The following is a 24526-nucleotide window of genomic DNA, read 5'->3' as shown; positions in this document are numbered from 1 at the left end:
TTCAATACTCAGAACCTTTGTTCCTTTGAACCTCTGAGCGTATGAACCTTCTGTTAACGTACATCAAATCGGTCAAGATTCATTACTTTAGTCCATGCGGAGACAAAATCTTTTACAAATTTTTCTTTGACATTACTACTGGCGTAAACCTCAGCGATCGCACGAAGTTCAGAATTCGAACCAAATATAAGATCTGCACGGGTTGCCGTCCATTTTACTTCTCCGGTAGTGCGATTGCGTCCTTCAAAATTTTCACCTGTCTCATTGATCGCTTTCCACGTAGTTCCCAAATCCAATAAATTAACGAAGAAATCATTACTCAATGTTTCTGCATTTGTAGTAAGCACACCATGTTTAGAACCATCGTAATTGGCATTCAAGACTCTCAAACCTCCTACCAACACTGTCATTTCTGGTACTGACAACGTTAACAATTGTGCTCTGTCTACTAAAAGCTCTTCTGTAATGGCATTTGTTTTGGCACTTTTATAGTTTCTGAATCCATCTGCTTTTGGCTCTAACACTTCAAACGAATGCACATCCGTTTGTTCTAAAGTAGCATCACCTCTTCCCTGTGTAAATGGAACATCTATCGATAAGCCAGCATTTGATGCTGCTTTTTCAATTGCAGCAGATCCTCCTAAAACAATTAAATCCGCAATAGACACTGATTTTCCTGAATTAGCAAAATCATTTTGTATGGTTTCTAAAACTGCCAATACCTTTTTCACCTGCCCCCCTGCATTAACTTCCCAACTGATTTGTGGTTCAAAACGAATACGGGCACCATTAGCTCCCCCACGCTTGTCAGAACCACGGAATGTAGAAGCCGATGCCCAAGCAGTATTTACTAATTGTGAAACCGACAAACCACTTGAAAGGATTTTATCTTTTAAAGCGGCAATATCACTATAACTCAACTCCCCTTTAGCCGCAGGAATCGGGTCCTGCCAAATCAATATTTCACTCGGAACTTCAGGACCTAAATAACGCGAAATTGGCCCCATATCTCTGTGAGTCAATTTGTACCATGCTCTGGCAAAAGCATCAGCAAATTTGTCAAAATTTTGCATATAATCTCTTGAAATTGCCTCATAGACTGGGTCCATTTTCATTGCCATATCCGCCGTTGTCATCATCGGAGCATGTCGCTTGGCCGGATTATGAGCGTCTTCTACCGTTGTTGCAGCACTTTCATCCGTCGGAGTCCATTGATGAGCTCCTGCAGGACTTTTGGTCAATTTCCAGTCGTATTTAAATAAAGTTTCGAAGTAACCATTGTCCCAAGTAGTTGGGTTTGGTTTCCATGCTCCTTCAATTCCACTTGTGATAGCATCTTCACCTACTCCGCTACCAAAACTACTTTTCCAGCCCAGTCCCATTTGTTCTATGCTTGCCCCTTCCGGCTCTGCGCCTACTAAAGCTGCATCGCCAGCTCCATGCGCTTTACCAAAAGTATGCCCACCTGCCGTTAAAGCCACGGTTTCTTCATCATTCATAGCCATACGGGCAAAGGTCTCTCTAATATCTCTACCGGAACCTAGCGGATCAGGATTTCCATCCGGACCTTCAGGGTTTACATAGATTAACCCCATTTGTACAGCCGCGAGTGGATTCTCTAAATTTCTATCACCAGTATACCTACTATATGGTTTATCGCTGGTAGCTAACCATTCTTTTTCTGAACCCCAGTTTACATCTTGTTCCGGTTCCCAAACATCTTCTCTTCCGCCTGCAAAACCAAAAGTTTTAAATCCCATAGATTCCAAGGCACAGTTACCGGTTAAGATCATTAAATCGGCCCAAGAGATTTTATTACCATATTTCTGTTTAATTGGCCAAAGTAAAAAACGTGCTTTATCCAGATTACCATTATCCGGCCAACTGTTTAAAGGAGCAAAACGCTGGTTTCCTGAACTCGCGCCTCCACGACCATCAGATATACGGTAAGTTCCCGCACTGTGCCAGGCCATACGAATAAATAAAGGTCCGTAATGACCATAATCTGCCGGCCACCAATCCTGCGAATCTTTCATCAAATCAAAAAGATCCTTTTTGACAGCATTCAAATCTAAGGTTTTAAATGCTTCAGCATAGTTAAAACCTTCTTCCATCGGATCTGACAAATTAGAATGCTGACGTAGTATGTTTAAATTTAACCGATTTGGCCACCAATCTTTATTAGAAGTTCCTGTACCAGCAGTTTCTTTCACTTGCCCATTATGAAAAGGACATTTACTTTCGTTTGAATCACTCATTTTTTCTGTTTTTTTTTTGATTAAAATTAACTGCCTCCTATCAAATGCTAATTTTTTTAAGAAATCACACATCACTGATATTTAACACTTTATCAAATATACAAACTTATCCTTGCGATATTAATAAACAAAATTGATTGTTTTTATATTTTAATAGTCAAAAATTATTTAACGCTACAGAAAGCTCAAAACAGGGAATCAAAAAATCTTAACTTATGTCCAACAAAGTAATAACAAAACCTTAACAGCAAAACATTCATATAAGTTGGATCTTTGTAGTGTAATAAACTGGTTATTTATTATTTTGGTTTTGGTTAGTTAAATGATGCCGGCGTCTTCGAGATGCCGGCATTTTTTTTTGCTAATTTTTTATCTTTTTTTGTTTCAGGTTTCAGGTTTCAGGTTTCAAGTTGCTACACTTTGAACATAGTTTAACCGCAAATTTGCTAAAGTTTTTGCGCCAAAATATACGCTCCAACAACTTGAAACAAAGAAAACCTGAAACCTGAAACAAAGAAAACCTAAAACTAATATGCGGTTTAAGGTTATTGGATTGTGTATTTAACCGCTAAGTCCGCAAAGTTTTTTTGTCCATGATTTTGTATAAAACAGAAAGTTCGCAAAGCTTTATACATGTTAAGCTTTGCGAACTTTGCGAAAAATCGTAGCGGACTTAGCGGTTAAATTATGTTCAAAGTAAAGCAACCTGAAACAAAGAAAACCTGAAACTAATATGCGGTTTAAGTTTATTGGATTTTGTATTTAACCGCAAAGTTTTTTTGTCCATGATTTTGTATAAAACAGAAAGTTCGCAAAGCTTTATGCATATTAAGCTTTGCGAACTTTGCGAAAAATCGTAGCGGACTTAGCGGTTAAATTATGTTCAAAGTAAAGCAACCTGAAACAAAGAAAACCTGAAACTAATATGCGGTTTAAGTTTATTGGATTGTGTATTTAACCGCTAAGTCCGCAAAGTTTTTTTGTCCATGATTTTGTATAAAACAGAAAGTTCGCAAAGCTTTATGCATATTAATCTTTGCGAACTTTGCGAAAAATCGTAGCGGACTTAGCGGTTAAATTATGTTCAAAGTAAAGCAACCTGAAACAAAGAAAACCTGGAACTAATTTCTAAGTCTTTCGTGTAGTAATTTGAAGTATGGAAAAGCCTTTAACAACCGGCTTCCGTGCCAGGAGAACATTTCGCCATCAACGAAAATAGTTTTGGCATGATGCGTAAAGCGTCCTATTTCAAAGGCATCTTCTTCTTTGAACGGATAAGGCTCTGACGAAAGGAAAACCAAATCAGGATCGCCTTCCAGACGCATTTTTTTGAGTTCAATTTCAGGATAGCGGCCTTTATCACTATAAATATTCTGAAAGTGATTCAGTTTTAATAACTCATTAATATAGGTATCATTTCCAGCTACCATATAAGGGTTTTTCCAAATAAAGTAAGCTGCTTTTTTCTCGGGAATATCCTGAACGTATTTTTTGAAATCGTCTAAAGCGAAAGTTAGCTTATTATTCCATTTTTGAGCTTCGGTTCTGCAGTTGAAGAGCTGTCCAAAATCCGAAATCATTTGAAAATTATCTTCGATAGAAACAATATTGGTTACCCAAACCGGGCAAATTGTACTTAACTGCGCTACAATCTCGGGCGTATTTTCTTCTTTGTTACAAATGATAACATCAGGCTCTAGTAGTTTTATCTTTTCAAAATGAATCTTCTTGGTCCCTCCTACCATTTTTTTAGTCGATTTAAAATGATAAGGATGCACACAAAACTTAGTGATTCCGATAATTTTCTCTTCTAAGCCTAAATCGTATAGCAATTCGGTCTGAGAAGGAACTAATGAAATAATTCGTTTTGGAGCTGTTTCGAAAGTATGTGAGGTACCAAGCTGATCTTGTAACTGTTTCATGTTTATTTTGTTTCAGATTTCAAGTTCTTTAACCGCAAAGTTCGCAAAGGTTTTTCGCAAGGTTCGCAAAAAAAGCTTTGCGTTCGTAGCGTAATCCTTTGCGAACTTTGCGGTTAATCTATTTATAAAGTTATTTAAACCTTAGAGTTAATAATCTCTTCCATTTCTTTTTGAACCTTCAAAGCTTCTTCTCTTGCTTTTTCGGCAAAATCTGTTCCTTTTGAAGCGTAGATAATGGCTCTCGCTGAATTGACTAACAAACCTACTTTATCATTCATTCCGTATTTGCAAACTTCCGACAAGCTTCCGCCCTGAGCACCAATTCCAGGAACTAACAAAAAGTTGTCCGGAACAATTTTTCTGATTTCAGTAAAATATTCCGCTTTTGTAGCGCCTACTACGTACATCAGATTGTGGCTGTTTTTCCAGGTTTTAGAGGTTTCTAAAACTTGTTTGTATAATTCCTTTCCGTTTACGTTTAGCGTCTGAAAATCAAAAGCTCCTTCGTTTGAAGTCAGCGCCAACATTATGGTATGTTTATTCTCAAAAGCTAAAAACGGTTCTACCGAATCTTTCCCCATATAAGGAGCAACGGTTACACTATCAAAATTCAAATCTTCAAAAAAAGCTTTAGCATACATGCTTGATGTATTTCCTATGTCACCACGTTTTGCATCGGCAATCGTAAACATTTCAGGAAAATTCTCGTTGATATATTCAATGGTTTTCTGAAGCGAAAGCCACCCTTTTAATCCATAAGCCTCAAAAAAAGCAGTGTTGGGTTTGTATCCCACAGCCAAATCATGAGTGGCATCGATTATTGCTTTGTTGAATTCAAAAATAGGATCTTCAGTTTCTAATAAATGAGGTGGAATTTTGGTCAGATCGGGATCCAATCCAACGCATAAAAATGATTTTTTTAATAGAATTTGTTCGTGTAGTTGTTGTGTTGTCATTCTTGATTTTTTAGTTCTTCTAATGCAGTAGAAATACTTCCATTTTAGAAGTATGCAAAAATAAAAAAAGCCATTCAATTACGAATGGCTTTTTGGTTTTATATTCAATTTAAGCTTACAAATTGCCTAAATAAACAATTTCTGTTCTTCTGTTCTCTGCTCTTCCTTTTGCTGTTTTGTTCGATTGAACCGGTTTTGCAGATCCAAATCCCTGTGAACTTAAGTTCGCCGGATTTACTCCTTTTGCAATCAGAGCATCCATTACTACTTTTGCTCTTGCTTCAGATAATTTCTTATTTGTTTTAGGATTCCCTACATTATCGGTATGTCCATTGATTGCAAACTTAGCATTTGGATAATTTCTCAGGATTTCTTTGATCGCATCTAATCTGCCTGAAGTTTCTCCTTTTCTGGCATCACTTAAAGTTGCTTTTCCAGTTGTAAAGAAAATAGATTTTGCTTCCACTTTCAGCTGTGCCAATGTCTCTTTGGTAACTTTAGGACAACCGTTATTTTCTGCAGGACCATATACTAATGGGCAAGCATCATCCTTATCTAAAACACCATCTTTGTCTGCATCTAAAACAGGACATCCTTTATTTTCTACAGGACCCGCAACATCCGGACAAGCGTCGTCTTTGTCTAAAACGCCATCTTTGTCAGTATCCGGCCATGGACAACCTTTGTTTTCTACCGGACCGGCAATGGCAGGACAGGCATCTACATTGTCTAATAAAGTATCTCCATCGCTATCTTTCCAAGGGCAGCCCTTGTTTTCAACAGGACCCGGAACGCTCGGACAAGCATCATCTTTATCAAAAACTTTGTCTCCATCTGTATCTGGCCATGGACAACCATTATTTTCTTCCGGACCTGCTACTTTTCTACAAGCATCTTCTTTATCGATTACTCCGTCTTCATCCGTGTCTTTGAATTTCTTCTGATAAACCGGAATTTTTACCCCAAGATGAAAATCAACCGCTTTGGATTCTTTCGAAACCAGATTCGTCAAAACAGAACCCGAACCAATAAAGAAAGCACCTAAGCGAATCCCTGATCCTACCTGCATTCCACTATACTCCATCCAGGTCATTGGTACATAAAAACTAAACCACCTGCTTTCATAACGAGGCGTTAGACTTACACGATTGGCAATACTGCTTCCGTTTAATTTCGAATCGCTCACCATGCTGATGTCCCCATTTAAATTCAAGTAGAATTTTCTGTACATGTTCCAATCTACATCAGCGTGAATTGCTGTTGGTAAATTTGTTTTAACTCCTTTAGAAGTCGAAACTTTCGTATAATGCTGATTTAAGAAATCATACAGATTATCAGCATCATTAATCATTTTCTCCGTTACAATTCCTGTAACATTATAGGTATCTAATTTTGAATTTCTGTAGTTAATAGAACCAATATCAGTAACCGACAGACCAAAACGCACCTTGTATTTATTTAAATCACGAAAGTTATTGTCTGCTCTCTTTGCCTTGTTTAAATCGTATTTCTCGTATTCCGGTCTCCATTCGTAAACAAGTCCAAAATCAAATCCAAAACCATTCGAATTAGCATCGAATTTATAATCTTCATTAGCTTCAAAATCCTGGCTCGCTCCTATAGTTACTTCTCCTTCAGAAAAAAGAGTACTGGCTCTTGGATTTGCTTTGTTTTCTACAAACGCCACTTTCACTCCTCTACCCTGAGTATAACCATTTACACCTCCCTGAAGGTACTTTGCAGTTAAACCTCCTTTTAAGAAATGCTGATTATTCTGCCATAAAACTGCTGCATAAGAAAGACCAACTTCTCCCCATGAATGAGAAACTCCGTTTGGATTGCCTAAATTAAAGTTGAAATTGCTTGCATGGTCTAAACCATCTTTTACTTCATTTACAAGATTACCATTAACATTGTAGACATTGCTAATAGATCTGGCTCTTGTAAAAACTGCAATAGTATGTTTAGGGGCGATATTAAACATAAAAGACGGCCCCATAATATCAAAATTAACCAAAGCATTGTTTGCTTTAGCGGGTGTCATTATAGACTGACTATCAAAATCATATCCTTTTTTGTACACATCAAAAAGACGAACACCATAAAGATCATTCGATACCGATCCACTGATCGAAAACAGGTTAATATCAGTTTTAAAACGGGAATCAGCAATAGAAGCCGGGTTAAAAAGAACACTTTGAACACCTGCATAATTATCATGCGTGTATCCCAGATAAGACTGAGATTTGGCCGAAAAAGTAATAGCAATTAGTAATAAACTGAGTAAAGTTTTTTTCATTAAAATTTGTTTTGTTTTAGGTAAATTCGGCGGCAAAACTACACTATTTGAACTACAAACAGGTTACGTAAACATTGAATTCCTGTAACTTCTTTAACAAATTATGTAAGAAGATCAGAAGACTCATTTTCTATTTTTGGTAACAAACCTTTAATCAGACAATTATGATCCCACATATTGGAATAACACCAAAACAATTAAAAAAGAGTACGGTACTATTAGCCACAATTTTATCTAACGAAATGACTCTTTATGTAAAAACCAGAAAATTTCACTGGAATATTTCGGGAAACAGCTTTATGGAATTACACCAATTATTTGAAGAGCAATATCGAATTCTGGAGGCCCATATCGACGAAGTTGCAGAACGCATCAGTCAGCTTGGAGACAAAACTATTGGAACAATGAAAGAGTTTATCGAGAATTCAACGCTTAAAGAGTCTCCAAAAGAATACCCTTCACAGAAACAAATGTTAAAAGAACTTTTAGAAAATCATGAACAGCTAGTGAATGAGTTTCGGGATTATATTCCTGTTTTTGAAGAGGAAAACAACGATGCAGGCTCGGCCGATTTTGTGACAGGATTACTTCAGGAACACGAAAAAATGGCCTGGGTTTTACGCCGATATCAGATTTAAAAAGCTCAAAATGTGAATTATACAAATATTCCTAAAATGAATGTAACAGAAAAGCAACAACTAATCGACAACTTTACAATACTATTAATATTTAAAAGTTAAGATCATGAATACTACAGAAATAAAAGGAAATTGGAATGAGTTAAAGGGAAAACTGAAGCAAAAATTTGCAACTCTGACGGATGATGATTTGATGTTTGCTGAAGGTAAAGAAGACGAAATGTATGGTAGACTTCAGCAAAAACTGGGAAAAACAAAAGAAGAATTTCATCAAATCCTCTCAGATTTGTAACCCTTTCTGACTCAATCGGGATACCGTCTAGTATAAATATTAGACGGTATTTTTTTGAGAATTTTCTTTATTATTTCAAATATTAGTAAATTTCTAACAACTGTTAAACGATAGAACCAAAATTAAATTAAGTATCTTTAACCAAATTTTTATAGAATGAAACTATTTATAAAGTTTGACATCAACACCATTTGTTCGCTTTTTTTAAAGCACAATCTGGATCAGCACAATATAAATTTTACAAGCCTTGGTTTTGGTGAAATTGAGATCAATGATAATCTTGATGCTGATGCACTTGAAGCTTTAAAAGAAAAACTAAATCCGTGTGGATTTGAAATTGTTGAAAACCAAAAAAGTGTTCTGGTTCAAAAAATAAAAGATGCTATAATCGAACTTGTTTTCATGGAAGACAATAACAATTACAAAAGTTCAGTGTTTTTGGCCGAAAAGCTCAACCATAGTTATGGCTACCTGTCGAATGTATTTTCGGAAGTAACCTATTCTTCTATCGAAAATTTTATCATTTTACAGAAAATTGAAAGAGCAAAACAATTAATTATTATCAACGAAATGAGTCTGACCGAAATTGCTTTTTTACTCAACTATTCAAGTGTAGCCCATTTGAGTACACAGTTTAAAAACACAACCGGAATTACACCGTCGGCTTTTCAGAGAATAATTAAGAAACGAAGAGAAAATTTAAAATAAAATCCAAATACCACATTAAAATGCAAAAAAACGCATTACACATTTTATTAGCTGATGATGATGAAGACGATCGCCTTTTTTTTAAAGATGCCTTTGAAGAAATAAAGATCCAGACCAAAGTAGAATTTGCTCATGACGGAATGCAATTAATGGATCATTTGATGAATCCTGACAATATGTTACCTGATATTTTATTTCTGGATTTAAATATGCCTAAAAAAACCGGAAAAGAATGCTTGATCGAGATTAAAAAAACCGAGCATTTAAAAAACATTATTATTGCTATCTACTCTACTTCCTCATCTGAAGAAGACATTGAAGATACCTTTATTCAGGGAGCGAATATTTACATTAAAAAACCAAGTGATTTTAACAATCTGAAAAAAATAATTAATGAAGTTGTTACCGTAAACTGGCACTATCATACCTCAGGGTTAAACCGTGATAATTTTCTGTTGCGACTAAAATAGTAGAACACCGATGAAGTGGATCCCAAATTTTAATTCTTCAAACTCTTTGAGAGTTATTTTTGTAATCGCAGTTTTCATTCTGTTATTTCTTTCTTCTATTGCTTACAAACACAACCAGGATCTCAATGAGTCCAGCAAGTTGGTAATGCATACGTATGAAATTAACATTCAGCTAGAACGGTTAATGTCAGCTATAAAGGATGCCGAAACGGGACAGCGCGGTTATATCATAACCCGCAATTCCCGTTTTTTAACCCCTTACCTTTATTCGCGTGACAAGGTAAACACTTCGTTTATCACTTTAAAAAAGTTAACGGCAGACAACCCAAAACAGCAGGAAAACCTTCAAAGGTTATTCAAGCTCATCATTCAGCGTTTTGTTTCTTTTGAAAATTGCCTCAAATACAGCGATCCCAAAACCTATGACAAACGAAAACTCGACAATTATATGTTTGGGGGACGAATTTTGATGGAGAACATTCGTTTTAAAGTAGACGAAATGAAAGATAGCGAAAAAAGCTATCTGGCCAAAAGGCTAAAAATTTACGACGCCGAAATTTCTCTCAGCCCGCTTTTTTCAATTTCACTATTTCTGGTTGCTTTAACTTTTATTTTACTGGCTTATCGACAAATCAGTCGTGATTTTGAGCGCCTTAAAGTCATTAACAAGCAGCTTTTAATTTCCAGCGGACTTATGGCCGAATCGGAAGTTATTGGTAAATTCAGTACCTGGCAATGGGATTTAGACACTAACAAGATTGACTATTCCGACAATCAATACCGTTTGTTGGGCTATGAACCCAATGCTTTTGTTCCCGAAAAAGGTACTTTTTTAAATTTTGTGCATCCTGATGATAAAGTAGCCGTTGCAAAAGCAATGGAAGGAATTCTGAATTACGAAGAATTACCTTTTGTTTATTATAAAATTATGCTCCCAAATCAAGAAGTTAGATACTTTAAAACGACCGGAAAATTATTAACGGACCAACAGGGAAGCAAAATTTTACTGGGTATTAACTTTGATATTACCGATGAGCATTTACTAAATATAGAACTTCAGGAACGTAACCTCGAACTGGAGAAAAGCAATAAAGAATTGGCTTCTTTCAACCATGTTGCGAGTCACGATTTACAGGAACCTCTTAGAAAAATCCAGACTTTTATTTCCAGAGTCTCGGATGCCGACAAAGAAGCTATGTCGCAGAATGGTCGGGATTATATTGAAAAAATTCAGGTTTCGGCCAAAAGAATGCGTGTTTTAATTGATGATTTACTTTTATTCTCCAGAACCAATACGACTAAAAAAGAGTTCATTAAATCAAATTTAAATGAACTACTCCAAAATGCCGAGGCGGAACTAACCGAAATGATCGACGAAAAGAAAGCCGTTATTACCGCTACAAAATTGCCCAAACTGTCCGTTATTCCGTATCAGATCGAGCAGCTTTTTATCAATCTAATTGGAAACTCTTTAAAATACAGCCGTCCGGATATTGTTCCCGAAATTACAATTGAAAGTCAAAAAGTACTTTCTGCCAATTATCCCGAACTCTTGGATCAAAATGTAAAAAAATTTCACAAGATAACTTTTACAGACAACGGAATGGGATTTGACCCTCAGTTTAAGGAAACCATTTTTGTATTGTTTCAGCGACTGCACTCCAAAACCGAATATCCGGGAACAGGAATTGGTCTGGCAATCTGCAAAAAAATTGTCGACAATCATAAGGGTCATATCATGGCCGACAGCCAAACTGATCAAGGTTCTGTATTCACTATTTTTCTTCCGGATTAGCGCTTCAAAAAAGCCTTTAAAAACCACATAACAAACGTTATATAAATCTTTTATGGGAATTATATAACGTTTCTTTTTTATGCTGTAAAGCAAAATCTTTTATTCGTCGCCATCTTTGTAATGTAATACTTTATGAAGTAATAATGAAAGCAATGCCCAGAGTAAAATCAATATTTTTTAAGACAATATTTTTATTGTTAATCCTAGTTTTTGTTTCATCATGCAAAAAAAACTATTCAATAGAAACCTCTTTAAAAAATGAAACTTTTACCAAGAATCACAAGGAAGAAATTGAAGCCTTTTTTTTTATTGCGGCGGCAAATGTAAGTCAATCCATTATTTCTAAAAGTCAAATTGCACAACAAAAAAGTTCTGACAATACCATTCTTGAAATAAGCAAAAAAATCGAAATCAATCAAAACCTGTTGTTACAGGAAATAACTAATCTGGCCAATAAAAAGCTCATTATTATCACCGAAATCAACGCAACCCGTAAACGAGACTTGTACGATTTGATTGATGCCAATGAATACAATTTCAACCACGCCTACTTAGATTCGATGAATGATTCATTAGAAGAGCAGATTCGGTTACTGGAATCAATTTCAAAGGAAACAAATGATCAAACGATTTTGAAAATGGTTTTACAGTATCTGCCACAACAATATGAGTTTTCAAGAGAAATTCAAAAATCAAAAATAGTAATCTAAACGCCTCTACAATCTATTATTAACTAAACTATTGAACTATGAAAATGTACACCAATTTTTTATGCGCCTTCACCCTTTTTTTAACAGCTTCATTTGGAATGCTGTACGCTCAGAACAATAATGTAAATACCGAGTACGGGATCAAAGGAGGATTCAACATGTCGAATTTGTATTCTAATGATGCCAACGACGACAATGTTTTGTACGGTTTCAATGCCGGACTCTACGCGACTTTGCCTATCTCTGATTTTATTGCTATTCAGCCGGAAATCCTATTTACCACAAAAGGTGCCAAACTAGAATACAATAACGTTTTTGCCAGTGGAGACTCAAAATTCAAACTAAACTATATCGAAGTTCCACTATTGGTAAGAGTTAATATCACCAAAAATTTCAATGTTCATGCCGGTGGTTACGCTTCTTATCTCGTAAGCTCAAAAGTTACGGGTAGCGGAGATATCAACTTTGAACAGGAAATCGATACTAATGATCTGAACAAGTTTGATGCCGGTCTTGCAGCGGGTGTTGGAGTCGATTTTGATCCAATAAGTATTGGTTTACGTTACAATTACGGACTAACAACCGTTGGAAAAGAAAGAACCGTTGCCGGAACAACCTACACTTTTCCTGATGCAAAAAACAGCAACCTTAGCTTGTACCTCTCGTATAAACTAAATTAGAAAAGGAATTTATTAACCCTAAACACACAAATCATGTCAAATTTATTATATACCATCGCAGTAATTCTGGTCATACTTTGGGCTTTAGGCTTTTTTGTTTACAGCCTGGGAAGTATCATTCATATTTTATTAGTCATTGCCGTTATTGCTATACTATTCAGACTTATTAAAGGTCGTGAAATTTAAAAAACAAGTACTATTAACCACTTTATATTAATTACTAAATCAGATATTATGAAAACGAGTAACACAATTTTAGGAATTTTAGGAGCTGCAGCGGCAGGAGCATTTTTGGGCGTTTTATTTGCACCAGACAAAGGATCAAATACCAGAAAGAAAATATCAGACAAGTCTAAAGATTACGGAGACAATCTGAAAAACAAGTTCGACGGAATTGTAAGCACTATTTCTTCAAACGGTAAAGAAATTATCGAAGAAGGAAAAGCAAAATTCAGTCAGGCAAAAGAAGACTTCAACACGCTTAAAGACGAAGCAAAAGCCGTAAAATCGAACTATTAAGAAGTGAAATTTGTAAATCCTAAACATACCCCTCTATCATGGAATCAAATGCAACAACAAACGAGAACTTAAATCTTTACGAGAAAGCTGAGAATTATACCAAAACGAGTTTAGAGTTAATCAAACTCAAAACGGTATCAGCATCAGCAGATGTTTTATCGACATTAACCTCCAGGATCGCAGTTGGAGCTGTTGTTGCATTTTTTACCCTATTCCTCAATATTGGGATCAGTTTATGGATTGGAAAAAAATTAGGCGAATACTATTACGGTTTTTTTATACTGGCAGTCTTTTATTTAATTGTTGCCATAGTGCTGCACAAATTGCACCACAGACTTATTAAAACCCCTATTGGAAACATGATTGTTTCCAGTATTTTAAAAGAAACTAAAACAGAGAGCGATTCTGATCTAAGTCAATCAAAAAACTAAAAAAGACTGTTATGGAAACTATTTACACCCTTGATTCACTAGACCGGAAGATTCGGCTCTTAGAAAATCGGCAAGACGCCGAATGGTGTTCGATTAAAGACGAAATCGATGAAATTAAAGAGCATTTAAAACCTCTTAACCTCATTCGAAACACAGTCGAAGAAATCAACGAAACAGTTGGCTTTAAAAGCCATCTGGCACAATCAGCGATCAGTATCGGAATTGGTTATCTGGCCAAAAGATTTGTGGTGGGAAAAAGTAAATCAACTTTCAAAAATATCTTCGGATCCTTACTACAACTTGTTGTTACCAACATCGTTTCGAAACCGCACGAACCTTCACACGAAGATTCGGCACCATAAAAATCGTCAGGAGAGTAATGGTCTAACTAAAATTTAATTATTATGGAAAAGTTAAGCGAAATAATAGTCAAAAATGGTGTGTACATGTACTCTAATCTTTATAAATGTTTTGAATTCACAAGAGTATTTCTAGGTATCTAACTTGCTTTATACGTTTTATAAACAAACGGTTAATGAGTTAATATCCTTCACTATATATATTTTTTAGGTACTGAGGTGCTGAGGTACTAAGGTTCTGAGGTTTTTGTTTAAAAACTCATCTTAACCAAAAAGAGCCAGTTTCACAAAAATGAAACTGGCTCTTTTATATAAGGTGCTAAGGTCTTTTAATCATAACTCTGATAGATAGGAAATTTCAAACCTACATAAAGATTACTGCCTTTGGAATTGTTTGAAAATAAGTTGCTAATTAAAGATCCTGAACCAATAAATAAAGGCCCGGCTCTAAAACCAGTTCCAACTTGAGTTCCGCCATATTCCATCCAGGTCACTGGGAGATAAAAACTAAATTTTCCATCTTCAAATCTAGGCGTAAACGTAACCGAATTGGCAATTGCAGTACCGTTTATTTTTTTAGCATCAACTAATCCAAAATCGCCGCTTAAATTCAAATAAAACTTATTATTAATGTTCCAGTCAAAATTCGTATGCAAAGCAGTTGGCAAATTGGCTTGCATACCTTTTCTTGTTGCCGTTTTTACATAATTGGCATCAAAAAACTCAAAAATATTATCGGCATTATCAATATCATCCTGCGTAACTCTTCCGGACAGATCGTAGGTGTTTTCAATCATATTTTTATAATTAAGCTTTCCAATATCGGTTATAGAAACTGCGGTTTTAAACTTATAGCGATTTCCTCTGCAAGTATGACAATTGGTACGATACTCATAAGTAAACCCTAAATCAACGCCCACACCAGCCGAAGTCCCATCAAACTTAGGATCATCACCCTTTTGATAATCATAGCTTGCAGCAGTCTTTAAGGTTCCCGTAGAGTAATATTCGCTCAAAGCCGGATTAACATCATTTTTATTAAAAGCAACACTCAAATTATTTCCGTTAATATAGCCATTTACTCCTGCCATCAAATATTTTAAGGTAATACCGCCTTTTATAAAATGTTCTTCATCATCAAGTAAAACGGTACCATAACTGGCTCCAATCTCTGCCCACGAATTGGTAACGGCATTTGGATTTCCTCCCGATATTAAAAAACTATTTGAAACATCTATATTCTTATTTACTTCGTCAACAAGCGCACCATTTACATCGACAACATTGGTTACGCTTCGAACACGTGTAAAAAGTGCAACGCTGTGTGCCGGCGTAATATTGAACATAATCGACGGACCTAAAATATCTACATTAAAGTTTCCCCTGTTATTGGCTTTAATATTCTTCTTTCCGTCTCTTTGTAAATCAAAACTGCCATCTAAAATCCCGGCCAAATTTACCCCGTACAAATCATTTTGTCCCGTTGCACTAGCCGAAAATATATTAATATCAACTTTGTGTTTTGAATCAACAACAGTTGATGGATTAAATAACACGGCTTGAATTCCTGCATAATTATCATCCCTAAATCCAAAATACGATTGCCCTTGGGCATAAAAAAAGCTTCCAAAGAAGCAAAATAATAGTAAAGTTCTCTTCATAAATTAGTTTTAAGCAATTGGTTAGTAATCCTTTTATGGTTTAAAAGGCACGCAAATATTAAAAGAAAAATATTGAAAAAAAAGTTTTTTTTTGAGAAACAGAGAAGCAAAGACACAGAGAATCAACGGTTTTAAGATTTTTCTTAGAATTGATAAAAACAAAATATCGCCCATGGTTGCAACCATGGGCGATATTTTGCCAGATGTATTTCGAGAAATGGATTCTGAAAAATGAATGCTAAATATTTCATCCCAATAGTTGAAACCACTGGGAACGTACAAATCGGGATTAATCTATTTTTCATAAAAAAAGCCGAACATAAGTTCGGCTTAAATATTTATAGAATCTGGAGAGATTCCTTTGTACCTCAAATTAAAAAACCTCTGAAGCTTCCTTCAATTTCTCCATGTTGTTCACCAACTGAAGCTCGGCAACAATTTTCTGAATGTCACCATTCATGATGTTTCCTAAATCGTATAAAGTTAAACCAACACGGTGATCGGTTACACGACCTTGCGCGTAGTTGTAGGTACGAATCTTAGCCGAACGGTCACCAGAACTTACCTGAGACGTACGTTTGGTAGCATCTTCAGCTTCTTTCTTAGCCAATTCCTGTTCGTACAAACGAGAACGTAAAACCGTTAACGCTTTATCTTTATTTTTATGTTGTGATTTCTGATCCTGACATTGCGCCACTAATCCCGTAGGAATGTGCGTTAAACGTACTGCCGATTTCGTTGTATTTACCGACTGCCCTCCAGGTCCTGACGAACAGAAGAAATCTACACGAACATCGTTCATATCGATTTGTACATCAAACTCTTCTGCTTCCGGTAAAACCATCACCGTTGCTGCCGAGGTATGTACACGACCTTGTGTTTCGGTTTGAGGAACACGTTGTACACGGTGCACACCAGCTTCAAATTTCAGAGTTCCGTAAACATCTTCTCCAGTAACTTCAAAAATAACCTCTTTGAAACCTCCCGAAGTACCTTCGTTCATATCTACCACAGAAGTTCTCCAACCCTGGTTTTCACAGTACTTAGTATACATTCTGAATAAATCCCCTGCAAAAATACTAGCTTCGTCCCCACCCGTTCCGGCACGAATCTCCACCATTACATTTTTAGCATCTTCAGGATCTTTAGGAATCAACATAAATTTGATTTCCTCCTCCAGTTGCGGCAAGCGTTCTTTTGCTTCGTCAAGCTGCATTTTGGCCATTTCGGTCATATCTGCATCGCTTCCGTCAGCAATAATTTCGTTTGCTTCGTCAATATTTGCTAAAACAAGAATGTATTCTTCTCTTTTTTCAACCAAAGCTTTGATGCTTTTATATTCCTGGTTGAGTTGCACATAACGTTTTTGATCAGCAATAACATCCGGCTGAATAATCAAATCCGAAATCTCATCAAAACGCTGCTTTACATATTGAAGTCTATCTAACATTTTCTAATTCCTTTTATTGGACTGCAAAATTACAAAATTTTTACGGAAAATTCTAGTGTTGTTTTTTTAGGTTTTTTGAGACTGCAATTTAGTGGAATTAGGATGGTTTTTAGGAGCTTGTTCCTGCTATTCGCTATATCTTTTTAGGCAGAAGTTTTTCGTTTTAATTTAGACGTTCTCGTTAGCCTAAAAAGGATGCCGCTGCTATCAGGGCTAAGACGGGGCAGTATTTAATTTGCATTTTATAGATTTATGTAAAAACATTCAATTCACTAAGGATTTTTACCTTTAACAAAAACGAAGTAAACAACTATAAAACAATATTTTAACAAAAGAAAAAAAACAGGTATTTTCACTTGGTAATTAATTTAAAATAAAGCAGATATTTGTTCTCTAGATTAAGTTTTATATAAAATCAATTATAATAAATCATTGATTTTACGAATAATTCAAAAATTAAAACTTAATTTCTTTATAGATAATCCCCAATTTATAACCCATTAAGTCCGACCTTCACTCAGGTGGCCTTCAGCTAAAAACAATACATAACAGGTCAATTAAAAATAAAAAAACATCCAAAAGACGAATAAAATAATTAAATCAAATATGATTATGACAAGTAATAAATTGGAACTAATGAATTTGGTTGAAAATATAATTAACCAAGAATTGAATGAAACGGAACAACAAAACTACAAACTTGAAGGGGAAGAATTTATTGATAAAATATTAAAAACAGAAAGAACAAGTGTAGTTAATTATAATGAAAATGGCACAACAGGTTTTGACTTTGGTCTTTCTCCAGATGCTTTAGAATTAATAAAACAAGGCGCGACTTTTAGCAGTATTATTATATCCATTTTTAATATTTATTTAGAATTCAAAAAAGTCAAAAAGTCAAAAGATGAATCACAACTTACATCATTTGAATTAAAAGACAAAGTGTACAAAACTTTAATGGAACAAAATTTACCAGACGATTTAAAAGTAGCAATTAAAGAAAAATACGCCACTCAGCTCTTGACTATATTAGATAAACTGGATTAAAATGGAAATAGCATCAAATGAAAATCTGTTAAAAAGTTTTTACTTTAGAAAAGCTAGAAAACATAAGTTAAGAGTAAAGTTCAGAATCATGTTAGTGCTTTTTATTTTACCTGCATCTAGTATTATTTTCTTTCTTTTTTTTAATCCTTCAGAATATGATGTCGCAGCTAATCAAAGATCATTATTAGGTATTCTTTTCGATTTAGTAATTTTAGTCTATGTCCTTTTCATTTACCTTACTAGGATAAAGCAGCTTTTACCAAAATCGTCTTACATTGAACTTAATCAGGAAAATTATAAAGAAATATGGAGTATATGCTATGAAATTATTGAAAAATTAGATTTAAGCAAATTAAAATTAAAAATATATTACATAAAGACAAATGATATTGAAGCTCATATTACTTTAGAAAAAGGAATTGTTCATTTGTTTCTAAGTCGCGCATTAATATCACATTCACACCATTATCCTAAAGAACTTGAATCAATTTTGGGTCATGAATTTGGCCATATTGTTCAAGGAGATTCTAAATTATTTTTAATTACTAAAAAAGCATTTAGACTTCCTATTTTCTTAAATGATATGAGGTTGTGTTTTGGTATATTCCTAGCTTTACTTTTATTTTTATTTTCCCCGAGACAGATGGAACCTGCTCTTTCTATCATAGTAATTTCACTAATCTATAGAAGAATTTATACCGGATTTAACAGGCTTAGAAAAGAATCAGAATTTCTTGCCGACTTATGTTCCTTAATCATCATCGAAAAATCAGAAATAATCAAAATTGTAAATGACTATATACCTGAAAGTAATTCACCTAACTATCCTTCCAAAAAAGAAAGATTAAAATCAATTGAATTATTTAAAAAAAATATTATTAGGAATAAATAGCCGAATGTTCAACAGCATTTATCCTTTAGATGACTTAAGTATCCCACTCGTAAACGCAAAGTTTTTCTTGTCCAAAAAATTTTAAGTGATATTTTGATGTTTTTGTGTAATTGTTTCCCCTTCCCTTATCAATTGCCATCTTTTGCTCTTCTAAAACCTCCTAAAAGAATTTTAACTTCTATCAGAGCTAAAGCTTTTATAATTTGTTTAGCTTTTATGGATTTCTATAAAATCATCCAATTAAAGCGATTTACTTTTAACAAAAAATAATTTTAATAAAATCAGGTGTTTTTACGTGGTTGTAAATTTAAATTAAATACGATGTTTGTTGACTTAAACCTTAACATAATAAAAACAAATAGAAAACAAGACTACATTTTTCCATCGAAAAATGTAGTCTTGTTTTGAAAAATAAATGAATTTAAATAAAACATTATGAACACTAGTCAAATGGTTAGAATTTTAGAAGATGCTTTCGTAAGAGAATGGATTAGAAATGCTGAAAACATCAATACTAAAGTTATTGATTTAGTTAGAGAATCATTCTTAATTAATCAAATGAATGAAAGCATAAATGCAATTAATCCTAGCGATGAGAACCTCATAAATGAGAGGTATCAGTTTCTACTATTATCTTCTCTATCTAAACAATTTGCCTTTTTACTTTTTCATGTGAGTAAAGATGGTCTTGAAGTTAATCCTGAAACAATTCGCGAAGCGCAAGAAATTTTAAAAAATAGTGGTAAATGCCCTATTATGCCATGTATAAAACCCAAAAACTAGATAAATGAACAAATTAAAAGCAATAGATTTAAATACTGAGTCACTAAAACTATATACCACGGTTGCCGTTGCATCAATCGCAGGATTAGTTGCATTTCACAACTCTCAAAATATTGAACATTGTGAAAGTGCGTTTATTATTACATTAATATTATTCATTTTTTCTGCTATTGTAAGTATTGTAACTTTAAATTATTATATAATTGCTGTCAATAATAATGAATTCGAAGTCACCGCAAAATTCCCTGTTTGGTTAAATCGAATTGCTGTTATTCTATTTTTAATTGGATTAATTTCGGCTGGCTTTTACATAAATCTCTCACAGAAAAAAATAAGCCCAAAAAATGAACAACAAATTAATGGAATTATAATTCAAGGAAATACTGTGAGAATTGGAAATAATGTAAAAACAAAAATAAAGATCACTAAAGACTCTACTGGAAACATTAAAGAAATTTTAATTCCTACAGAATAAATAATAATTAATACCAATTTTAAAATCCCCTGCTAGGATGAACGTCTAACCCATATCCTAACAAAAAAACAAACCATTATGAAACATTTTCTTTTACTTTCTTTTTTATTCATTTTCAATATCAATTTTGCGCAAGAAGCTAAAATAAAAAAAGAAAAATGGCATTGGAACAATGGACCCAAACAAGATACAGTTATTGGTTATGCTCAGGTTTTAAAAGTTGACAATGTGCTTTACATTTCGGGTGCAGTAACGACGGAATTAACTCCGGCAGGAATCACAACTGTCTATAACGATTTAAAAGCTTCGCTAGCGAGTTATGGCGCTACGTTTGCAAATGTTGTGAAAGAAAATCTATACACAACAGATATTGAGACCATGAAAAAGTACAACAACGTTAGAAAAAAATTCTACAATGGCGATTTTCCTGCGGCTACATGGGTACAAGTCGTACAATTATACATGCCAACCGCAAAATTAGAGGTCGAATTGGTTGCACATCTGCCTAAATAATTGGATTAGATTGGGGTTCAGTGTCCTGCTCTTGAACACAAATAAAATTGCCTAAAAAAGTCACGAGCATTCTATTATAAAATCTAATTGTAGAAAACATGAATAACGAGAATAACAAAAATGACCAAACCAAAACAAAAATTTTAAATGCCTTAGCCTGGGTAGCTGCGGCCTTAATTGCCTTGTTTTCTGCTTACATTTTCTATATAATGGCTCAAAGAGGTTACGAATCTAAAGTCTGGTTACCTATCGCGCAAAAACATTTTCCAGTTGTTGTTGGATTACCTATGGCAGCGATTACTTCACTTTTCATCGTTTTAGTTCTAGAGTATGTTTCTGGAAAAATAGAATTTGAGATACCGGGAGTAAAATTTAAAGGCGCAGCCGGGCAAATTATATTTTGGATCATTTGCTTTCTAACAATAGTATCGTCAATAAAATTGTTATGGGATTTAGAATAAAAACCCCGATAGCACGGATTTGCAATCCGTGCCCGCAACAGTAAAACAAAATACTAATCATAAAAAACAAAAGCTACAAAATCATGTAGCTTTTGTTTTTTTGCGTCATGTTAGCGCAGATTTGCAATCTGTGCCCGCAAAGATGAGTAAACACTAACAGTTGAGCATTTTAAAACAAGTACAACAAAACAACATCTAAATCACTTTCCAATCCTGAATAATTCCGATCTCCCCGCTCACGCCAGCAGGGGAAAGAAAATCTTCCAACGTCGTATCTTTTCCAAAAAGTAATAATGATCATTCGATATTAATTTGTAAGAAAAATTAATTATTTTTGAATAAAAAAATACAAGATAGGAGCAAAGTCAAGATACTTCGCTCTTCCGACAGAGATTCAGAGAAAGGCTCTGTACGAGATGCTTAATGATTCTAAAAAGACTGATTTAGATCATGATATCGTCTTTGAGCCAATATAATAAATGGTCAATTTAAGCTATATATATGATGCGCGAACAACTTTATCATCTTTATTATTCAGGAACGGACGTCTACGATTTAGCTCCGGAATGGACATCTGAAAATAAAGAGCACTTTTGCCATGATTGTACTAGGTTAAAGCTTCCTCATAGTGCTATGGATATCATTACGAATGGAAGAATAAGAAAAAATCTAGATATGACAATAATTGGTCACAACCTAATCCCTGGTGCCATGTCTTATCGCTTGTTAGAATTACTAGGAACATGTGCGAGAAAACATTTAAATATTGGTACTGTTTATAACAATGTAGCAGGAAACAGTACCAAACAACCGTTTGTAACTTTTATTAGCAAACATAAATATATTGTATTAAGAGGTGAGAATCCTGATGTTTTTGATGGAATTCCTATTCCTGAAAATGAAAGAGAAATAGTTTGCCCGCAATGTCATTTTCAGGCAAGACGAGAAAGATTTCCATTTTTTTTACTTGAAAGTGAATACCCCGATTATCCGATTTGTTGTACAAATGTAGGGCTGCTCATATATGAGAGCGTATATAGTAAGATAAAAAACAATAAATTAATTGGTGTGCGTGTAGAGAAAGTTAAAATTAAGTAACAGAATAAGAGAGTTGCTATCATTGTTACCCGATAGCGCGGATTTGCAATCCGTGCCCACAACAGTAAAACAAAATACTAATCATAAAAAACAAAAGCTACAAAATCATGTAGCTTTTGTTTTTTATGCATCATGTTAGCGCAGATTTGCAATCTGTGCCCGCAAAGATGAGTAAACACTAACAGCTGAGCATTTTAAAACAAGTACAACAAAACAACATCTAAATCATTTTCCAATCCTGAATAATTCCTTGCCGAACTAAAATAATAATCTTCAGCCGAACTAACAGTTTTATCTTTTACGGGATTATTATGAATGTAATCTATTTTTTGCTTAATAAATTTATTACTGTAAATATGTTCCGCATGATAACCATTTTGCCAAACTTTATAAGTCTGATCCTTTTTTAAATGCTCACATGCCTTTTTAAAATATTCTAACATCCATTCTCTTCTGCTTTCGGGTTCATTTGTTAAAGTCTGAATTATTTTTTTTGATGTAAACTTTTTAAAATCTCTAATAATATCAGATAAAACAAAACCATCTGTTCCTTTGCAGATTAAATGGATATGGCTACTCATAATACAATAGGCATAAATCTCTAAACCCTTATTTTCCTGACAATATTTTAAAGCGTTTATCAAAATATTTTTCTGATTTAGTCTTGTAAATATATCTATCCAACCTACAGCAGTTATAGTTATAAAATATGCTTCCTCGGTCGTTGTTGCTTTGTATTTTGTAGACATTGTCTTTTTTCTTACAAAAATAAAAAAGTATGACGAGAAATTTTACTTTTTATTTGTGGGAGGTTCAAGGAATAACTTTGCGGGCACAGATTACAAATCTGCGCTATCGTTGCGAAAATATAGCTGCGTAAGCAAGACTCACACGAAATATCTTATATTTGAATCATAAAACTTAAGTCCCGGTAGCACGGATTTGCTGTCCGCACAAAGATTGGCTTTTTTTTAATGATTTCTATTGCGTCTTACTTTTGCGGGCACGGATCTTCTAACTAAAACTTTACAAATTGAATACACTCATTAATAATCTACTAATGAAAATAGAAATTAATAAAAAGTACCAGTCAGGTTTAATCGCAAATACTGATCTTCATGCAGGGGGTTTGTTTTTTTGTATAATCTACCAAAATCAACTAGAGTTTTTTGAGAATGGTAAAGTTGAGCTAGCAAAAAAGATCGTCGATGCCTTTCGCCCAATGAATGAGCACGATGTCAAACATTTACAAAATTATAAGATTGTTGGAGACTACTCCTTTAATGATAGAGGATATTTAGTTTGTAAGTTTGAGGATTTATTTTGGACATTTACCGGATTGTCTACCGAAAAAGATAGTTCAATTATTCCCTTTAACATTTATGATAGTCGCTTACTAAATAGTTGGGGAGAAGTTTATAAACTTGAAGAAATTATTTAGTGACAACGGTTTTTCAAATATTATTCCCCGCTGGCACAAGTGAAATGCTCGCGCCAGGAAAAGTCTATTTTTTTAAATTCTAAAAATCAAACAAAAACAACTCCAAATGAAAATCTTAAAAACCTTATTTATCTTAGCATTCTTAACATTCTTATCCTGCAAAAAAGAAGACAAATCATTTGAAACTCCCGAAAAAGTGGCTGCCCACACATTGGAAGTTCTTAAAAATATCGATAAAAAAACTAACGAAGAATTCCTGCAAGAAGTAATGACCTATCAGGAGCTTAAAGATTTGGCCAATAACCCAAATGCTAAACTTGGTGAAATTGTAAAAAGCAAGTTCGAATCTGTATCACAGGAAGCGTTTACAGATACTTCAATAAGAGATTTTAATGATATTAAAGAAACTGGTAAAACTTATAATATTGACTGGAGTTCTATAACATTTTCTGAGTTTAAACATTTGGTTATTGAATTTGGCAATATGAAAGGTTTAAGAGTAGAAACATATTTCAAAAATAAAGACGGTCAAATTTACTTTGTGAAATCACAATCATTTTATGATGGAAAAGGCTATAGAATCGTAAAATTAGCCGAAATAGTACCAAAAAGGTAATTGAACCCCCGCTGGCACGAGTGTCCCGCTCGTGCACGCAATTTTACACTTT

Annotated in this window: 27 protein-coding genes; 20 read left to right on the top strand and 7 right to left on the bottom strand. The window is 34.3% G+C overall.

All coding sequences use genetic code 11. The annotated features are described in order from the left end of the window. Positions 1-53: 53 nt before the first annotated feature. The 4 genes from katG to OGZ34_RS11745 all read right to left on the bottom strand — a co-directional run bounded on the left by katG (position 54) and on the right by OGZ34_RS11745 (position 7435). Positions 54-2258 carry a catalase/peroxidase HPI gene (gene katG / locus OGZ34_RS11760; protein ID WP_263360304.1) on the bottom strand — a complete coding sequence of 735 codons (2205 nt, stop codon included), beginning with the start codon at positions 2256-2258 and terminating at the stop codon, positions 54-56. A 1121-nt stretch (positions 2259-3379) separates the two neighbouring features. After that, on the bottom strand, positions 3380-4180 hold the full coding sequence (locus OGZ34_RS11755) for an ABC transporter substrate-binding protein (protein ID WP_263360302.1): 801 nt from the start codon (positions 4178-4180) through the stop codon (positions 3380-3382). Between the two features lie 134 nt (positions 4181-4314). Continuing rightward, a complete protein-coding gene (gene pyrF, locus OGZ34_RS11750) occupies positions 4315-5136 on the bottom strand; it encodes an orotidine-5'-phosphate decarboxylase (RefSeq protein WP_263360301.1) in 822 nt (273 codons plus the stop codon). A gap of 115 nt (positions 5137-5251) precedes the next feature. Next, positions 5252-7435, bottom strand: a complete 2184-nt coding sequence (locus OGZ34_RS11745) for a DUF5723 family protein (protein ID WP_263360300.1) — start codon at positions 7433-7435, stop codon at positions 5252-5254. 164 nt (positions 7436-7599) lie between these two features. Between OGZ34_RS11745 and OGZ34_RS11740 the strand changes: the two genes are divergently transcribed. The 11 genes from OGZ34_RS11740 to OGZ34_RS11690 all read left to right on the top strand — a co-directional run bounded on the left by OGZ34_RS11740 (position 7600) and on the right by OGZ34_RS11690 (position 14040). Next, positions 7600-8073, top strand: a complete 474-nt coding sequence (locus tag OGZ34_RS11740) for a Dps family protein (protein ID WP_263360298.1) — start codon at positions 7600-7602, stop codon at positions 8071-8073. A gap of 106 nt (positions 8074-8179) precedes the next feature. After that, positions 8180-8365: a CsbD family protein gene (locus tag OGZ34_RS11735; RefSeq protein ID WP_173967932.1), complete on the top strand. Its 186-nt coding sequence runs from the start codon at positions 8180-8182 to the stop codon at positions 8363-8365. 156 nt (positions 8366-8521) lie between these two features. Beyond that, positions 8522-9073 (top strand): helix-turn-helix domain-containing protein, encoded by a 552-nt coding sequence (locus OGZ34_RS11730; protein ID WP_173967931.1) that lies wholly within the window; start codon positions 8522-8524, stop codon positions 9071-9073. A 20-nt stretch (positions 9074-9093) separates the two neighbouring features. Beyond that, positions 9094-9543: a response regulator gene (locus OGZ34_RS11725; RefSeq protein ID WP_173967930.1), complete on the top strand. Its 450-nt coding sequence runs from the start codon at positions 9094-9096 to the stop codon at positions 9541-9543. A 10-nt stretch (positions 9544-9553) separates the two neighbouring features. Further along, positions 9554-11338: a sensor histidine kinase gene (locus OGZ34_RS11720; protein WP_173967929.1), complete on the top strand. Its 1785-nt coding sequence runs from the start codon at positions 9554-9556 to the stop codon at positions 11336-11338. Positions 11339-11481: 143 nt separating this feature from the next. Further along, positions 11482-12048 carry a DUF4142 domain-containing protein gene (locus OGZ34_RS11715; protein ID WP_263360296.1) on the top strand — a complete coding sequence of 189 codons (567 nt, stop codon included), beginning with the start codon at positions 11482-11484 and terminating at the stop codon, positions 12046-12048. Positions 12049-12086: 38 nt separating this feature from the next. After that, positions 12087-12728: a porin family protein gene (locus tag OGZ34_RS11710; protein WP_263360295.1), complete on the top strand. Its 642-nt coding sequence runs from the start codon at positions 12087-12089 to the stop codon at positions 12726-12728. 33 nt (positions 12729-12761) lie between these two features. Further along, positions 12762-12914, top strand: a complete 153-nt coding sequence (locus OGZ34_RS11705; protein WP_115098685.1) for a lmo0937 family membrane protein — start codon at positions 12762-12764, stop codon at positions 12912-12914. Positions 12915-12962: 48 nt separating this feature from the next. After that, positions 12963-13247, top strand: a complete 285-nt coding sequence (locus OGZ34_RS11700) for a YtxH domain-containing protein (protein WP_173967926.1) — start codon at positions 12963-12965, stop codon at positions 13245-13247. A 38-nt stretch (positions 13248-13285) separates the two neighbouring features. Continuing rightward, the gene (locus OGZ34_RS11695) at positions 13286-13678 is read left to right on the top strand and encodes a hypothetical protein (RefSeq protein WP_173967925.1); all 393 of its coding nucleotides are present in this window, start codon (positions 13286-13288) and stop codon (positions 13676-13678) included. An 11-nt stretch (positions 13679-13689) separates the two neighbouring features. Then, the gene (locus tag OGZ34_RS11690) at positions 13690-14040 is read left to right on the top strand and encodes a hypothetical protein (protein WP_263360294.1); all 351 of its coding nucleotides are present in this window, start codon (positions 13690-13692) and stop codon (positions 14038-14040) included. 326 nt (positions 14041-14366) lie between these two features. Here OGZ34_RS11690 and OGZ34_RS11685 read toward each other — a convergent pair whose 3' ends face one another. Both OGZ34_RS11685 and prfA read right to left on the bottom strand, forming a co-directional pair. After that, entirely contained in the window at positions 14367-15698 is a 1332-nt protein-coding gene (locus OGZ34_RS11685; RefSeq protein WP_263360292.1) for a DUF5723 family protein, read from the bottom strand. A gap of 373 nt (positions 15699-16071) precedes the next feature. Then, positions 16072-17148, bottom strand: a complete 1077-nt coding sequence (prfA, locus tag OGZ34_RS11680; RefSeq protein WP_263360290.1) for a peptide chain release factor 1 — start codon at positions 17146-17148, stop codon at positions 16072-16074. A gap of 612 nt (positions 17149-17760) precedes the next feature. Between prfA and OGZ34_RS11675 the strand changes: the two genes are divergently transcribed. The 7 genes from OGZ34_RS11675 (at position 17761) to OGZ34_RS11645 (ending at position 22417) form a co-directional block, all read left to right on the top strand. Beyond that, positions 17761-18195, top strand: coding sequence for a hypothetical protein (locus OGZ34_RS11675; protein WP_263360289.1), 435 nt, complete (start codon positions 17761-17763; stop codon positions 18193-18195). Between the two features lies 1 nt (position 18196). Next, positions 18197-19087, top strand: coding sequence for a M48 family metalloprotease (locus tag OGZ34_RS11670; RefSeq protein WP_263360287.1), 891 nt, complete (start codon positions 18197-18199; stop codon positions 19085-19087). A 435-nt stretch (positions 19088-19522) separates the two neighbouring features. Then, positions 19523-19870, top strand: a complete 348-nt coding sequence (locus OGZ34_RS11665; protein ID WP_263360285.1) for a hypothetical protein — start codon at positions 19523-19525, stop codon at positions 19868-19870. Between the two features lie 4 nt (positions 19871-19874). Next, the gene (locus OGZ34_RS11660; protein ID WP_263360284.1) at positions 19875-20345 is read left to right on the top strand and encodes an RNA-dependent RNA polymerase family protein; all 471 of its coding nucleotides are present in this window, start codon (positions 19875-19877) and stop codon (positions 20343-20345) included. Positions 20346-20423: 78 nt separating this feature from the next. After that, positions 20424-20858: a RidA family protein gene (locus tag OGZ34_RS11655; protein WP_263360283.1), complete on the top strand. Its 435-nt coding sequence runs from the start codon at positions 20424-20426 to the stop codon at positions 20856-20858. 98 nt (positions 20859-20956) lie between these two features. Then, positions 20957-21319 carry a hypothetical protein gene (locus tag OGZ34_RS11650; protein ID WP_070906933.1) on the top strand — a complete coding sequence of 121 codons (363 nt, stop codon included), beginning with the start codon at positions 20957-20959 and terminating at the stop codon, positions 21317-21319. 501 nt (positions 21320-21820) lie between these two features. Continuing rightward, a complete protein-coding gene (locus OGZ34_RS11645) occupies positions 21821-22417 on the top strand; it encodes a hypothetical protein (protein WP_263360282.1) in 597 nt (198 codons plus the stop codon). 194 nt (positions 22418-22611) lie between these two features. On the opposite strand, the gene OGZ34_RS11640 is transcribed toward OGZ34_RS11645, so the two are convergent. Beyond that, positions 22612-23166, bottom strand: coding sequence for an REP-associated tyrosine transposase (locus OGZ34_RS11640; RefSeq protein ID WP_263360281.1), 555 nt, complete (start codon positions 23164-23166; stop codon positions 22612-22614). A gap of 311 nt (positions 23167-23477) precedes the next feature. Here OGZ34_RS11640 and OGZ34_RS11635 point away from each other — a divergent pair, with 311 nt between their 5' ends. Both OGZ34_RS11635 and OGZ34_RS11630 read left to right on the top strand, forming a co-directional pair. After that, positions 23478-23858, top strand: a complete 381-nt coding sequence (locus OGZ34_RS11635; RefSeq protein WP_263360279.1) for a hypothetical protein — start codon at positions 23478-23480, stop codon at positions 23856-23858. Between the two features lie 106 nt (positions 23859-23964). Next, complete coding sequence (locus OGZ34_RS11630) at positions 23965-24474, top strand: hypothetical protein (RefSeq protein WP_173966930.1); 510 nt, start codon at positions 23965-23967, stop codon at positions 24472-24474. Positions 24475-24526 lie beyond the last annotated feature (52 nt).

Source organism: Flavobacterium collinsii, assembly GCF_946903285.1.
Lineage (GTDB): Bacteria > Bacteroidota > Bacteroidia > Flavobacteriales > Flavobacteriaceae > Flavobacterium > Flavobacterium collinsii.
The sequence above is the reverse complement of the archived record's forward strand: the minus strand, read 5'-3'. Positions and strand labels throughout refer to the sequence as shown.